This is a genomic window from Paracoccus sp. SY (genome assembly GCF_002901215.1).
Taxonomy (GTDB): domain Bacteria; phylum Pseudomonadota; class Alphaproteobacteria; order Rhodobacterales; family Rhodobacteraceae; genus Paracoccus; species Paracoccus acridae.
In genome coordinates this window covers 2501-5481 of record NZ_NWMQ01000087.1, presented here as the reverse complement: position 1 = coordinate 5481, position 2981 = coordinate 2501, and the positions used below count along the sequence as shown (strand labels likewise).

Below are 2981 nucleotides of genomic sequence, written 5' to 3'. Positions count from 1 at the left end.
TTGGTTGCGGGGGCAGGATTTGAACCTGCGGCCTTCAGGTTATGAGCCTGACGAGCTACCGGGCTGCTCTACCCCGCGCCATTGTTGTCCTGGATCGGGTGTTTTATCGTTTCAGGGAGATGTTGCGTGTCTTTCCAGGTCTGGCGGTGACCTACTCTCCCACGTCTTTTGACGCAGTACCATCGGCGCAGCGGCACTTAACGGCCGAGTTCGGGATGGGATCGGGTGTTTTGCTCGCGCTAGGGCCACCAGACCGGGAAAGACACGCTCAGCGTTTTCCCGTTTATGCGGGAAGATGTTGTCCAAGGATGCTTTTGGAGGAAGGGATCGAGTCTGCCTTCTTCCGGATCAAATCAAGCCTATCGAGCCATTAGTACCGGTCAACTGAATGCATTGCTGCACGTACATCTCCGGCCTATCGACGTGGTGGTCTTCCACGGCTCTCAAGGGAGACCTTGTTTTGAGGGGGGCTTCACGCTTAGATGCCTTCAGCGTTTATCCTGTCCGTTCATAGCTACCCTGCACTGCCGTTGGCACGACAACAGGTCCACCAGTGGAACGTTCACCCCGGTCCTCTCGTACTAGGGGCAACTCCTCTCAAGTCTCCAACACCCACGGCAGATAGGGACCGAACTGTCTCACGACGTTCTAAACCCAGCTCACGTACCTCTTTAAACGGCGAACAGCCGTACCCTTGGGACCTGCTCCAGCCCCAGGATGAGATGAGCCGACATCGAGGTGCCAAACGATGCCGTCGATATGGACTCTTGGGCATCATCAGCCTGTTATCCCCAGCGTACCTTTTATCCGTTGAGCGATGGCCCTTCCACTCGGGACCACCGGATCACTATGGCCGTCTTTCGACTCTGCTCGACTTGTCAGTCTTGCAGTCAGGCTGGCTTCTGCCATTGCACTCAACGAGCGATTTCCGACCGCTCTGAGCCAACCTTCGCGCGCCTCCGTTACTGTTTGGGAGGCGACCGCCCCAGTCAAACTACCCACCACGCAGGGTCCCGGACCCGGATAACGGGCCGCGGTTAGACATCAGAACAGCGAAGGGCGGTATCTCAAGGGTGGCTCCACGGGAACTGGCGTCCCCGCTTCAAAGCCTACCGCCTATCCTGCACATCGCAATCCTGATGCCAGTGCGAAGTTGTAGTAAAGGTGCATGGGGTCTTTCCGTCTAACCGCGGGAAGTCTGCATCTTCACAGACAATTCAATTTCGCTGAGTCCACATTTGAGACAGCGGGGAAGTCGTTACGCCATTCGTGCAGGTCGGAACTTACCCGACAAGGAATTTCGCTACCTTAGGACCGTTATAGTTACGGCCGCCGTTTACCGGGGCTTCAATTCAAGGCTTGCACCTCTCCTTTTAACCTTCCGGCACCGGGCAGGCGTCAGACCCTATACGTCGTCTTGCGACTTCGCAGAGCCCTGTGTTTTTAGTAAACAGTCGCCACCCCCTGGTTTGTGCCCCCGACCGATAGTTGCCTACCAATCGGGCCTCCTTCTCGCGAACTTACGGAGGTATTTTGCCGAGTTCCTTAAATGTGGTTCTCTCAAGCGCCTTGGTATTCTCTACCAGTCCACCTGTGTCGGTTTAGGGTACGGTCTTGTGGAGGGCTATTTCCAGGAACCGCTCAGCCGCCCTTCCAATCCGATAAGGAAGAACGACACCTGCGATCCGTCACCATCTCCTGGCCCAGGACTATTAACCTGGTTCCCATCGACTACGCCTTTCGGCCTCGCCTTAGGGGCCGGCTCACCCTGCTCAGATTAGCTTTAAGCAGGAACCCTTGGACTTTCGGCGACAGGGTCTCTCACCCTGTTTGTCGCTACTCATGTCAACATTCTCACTTCTGATCACTCCACCGGATGGCTCACGCCCCGGCTTCACAGTCAGAACATTGCCTCCGCTATCCCGAAGGATAGAAGAGGCAGCGCTCTATATCACAGAACGCTCCGCTACCACGTGCATAAATGCACATCCAAAGCTTCGGCTCGTGGCTTGAGCCCCGTTACATCTTCGCCGCAAGACCTCTTGATTAGACCAGTGAGCTGTTACGCTATCTTTAAAGGATGGCTGCTTCTAAGCCAACCTCCTGGTTGTTTTGGAAGTCTCACATGCTTTCCCACTTAGCCACGAATTGGGGGCCTTAGCTGTTGGTCAGGGTTGTTTCCCTCTCCACGACGGACGTTAGCACCCGCCGTGTGTCTCCCGGATAGTCCTCTCGGGTATTCGGAGTTTGCTTAGACTCAGTAAGGCTGTGGGCCCCCATCATCCATGCAGTGCTCTACCCCCCGAGGGATACGTCCGAGGCGCTACCTAAATAGCTTTCGCGGAGAACCAGCTATCTCCGAGTTTGATTGGCCTTTCACCCCTAGGCACAAGTCATCCCGACCTTTTTCAACAGGTGTGGGTTCGGACCTCCAGTTGGTGTTACCCAACCTTCATCCTGCTCATGCCTAGATCACTCGGTTTCGGGTCTGATCCGTCTGACTCAAGCGCCCATTTAAGACTCGCTTTCGCTGCGCCTACACCTAACGGCTTAAGCTTGCCAGACAGACCAAGTCGTTGACCCATTATACAAAAGGTACGCCGTCAGGGGTCATGCCCCCTCCGACTGCTTGTAGGCGTCCGGTTTCAGAAACTGTTTCACTCCCCTCGTCGGGGTGCTTTTCACCTTTCCCTCACGGTACTGGTTCGCTATCGGTCAGCAAGGAGTACTTAGCCTTCGGGGGTGGTCCCCCGGTCTTCAGACAGGATTTCACGTGTCCCGCCCTACTTGATACGTCCCATCAGACTTCCCATACGGGGCTGTCACCCGCTCTGGCCAGACTTTCCAGTCTGTTCTGGTCATCCTCAAGGCTCGGCTGGTCCGCGTTCGCTCGCCACTACTAACGGAGTCTCTGTTGATGTCCTTTCCTCCGGGTACTTAGATGTTTCAGTTCCCCGGGTTCGCTTCTTGAACCCTATGTG

Annotated in this window: 1 tRNA gene and 2 rRNA genes (1 of these 3 cut by a window edge); all 3 read right to left on the bottom strand. The window is 55.7% G+C overall.

The features are described 5' to 3' along the window. Position 1 precedes the first annotated feature (1 nt). A tRNA-Met gene (locus CK944_RS21210) sits at positions 2-78 on the bottom strand. A gap of 60 nt (positions 79-138) precedes the next feature. Then, positions 139-253: ribosomal RNA gene (gene rrf / locus CK944_RS21205) — 5S ribosomal RNA — on the bottom strand. 96 nt (positions 254-349) lie between these two features. Beyond that, positions 350-2981, bottom strand: a 23S ribosomal RNA gene (locus CK944_RS21200); it runs 202 nt beyond the window's last position.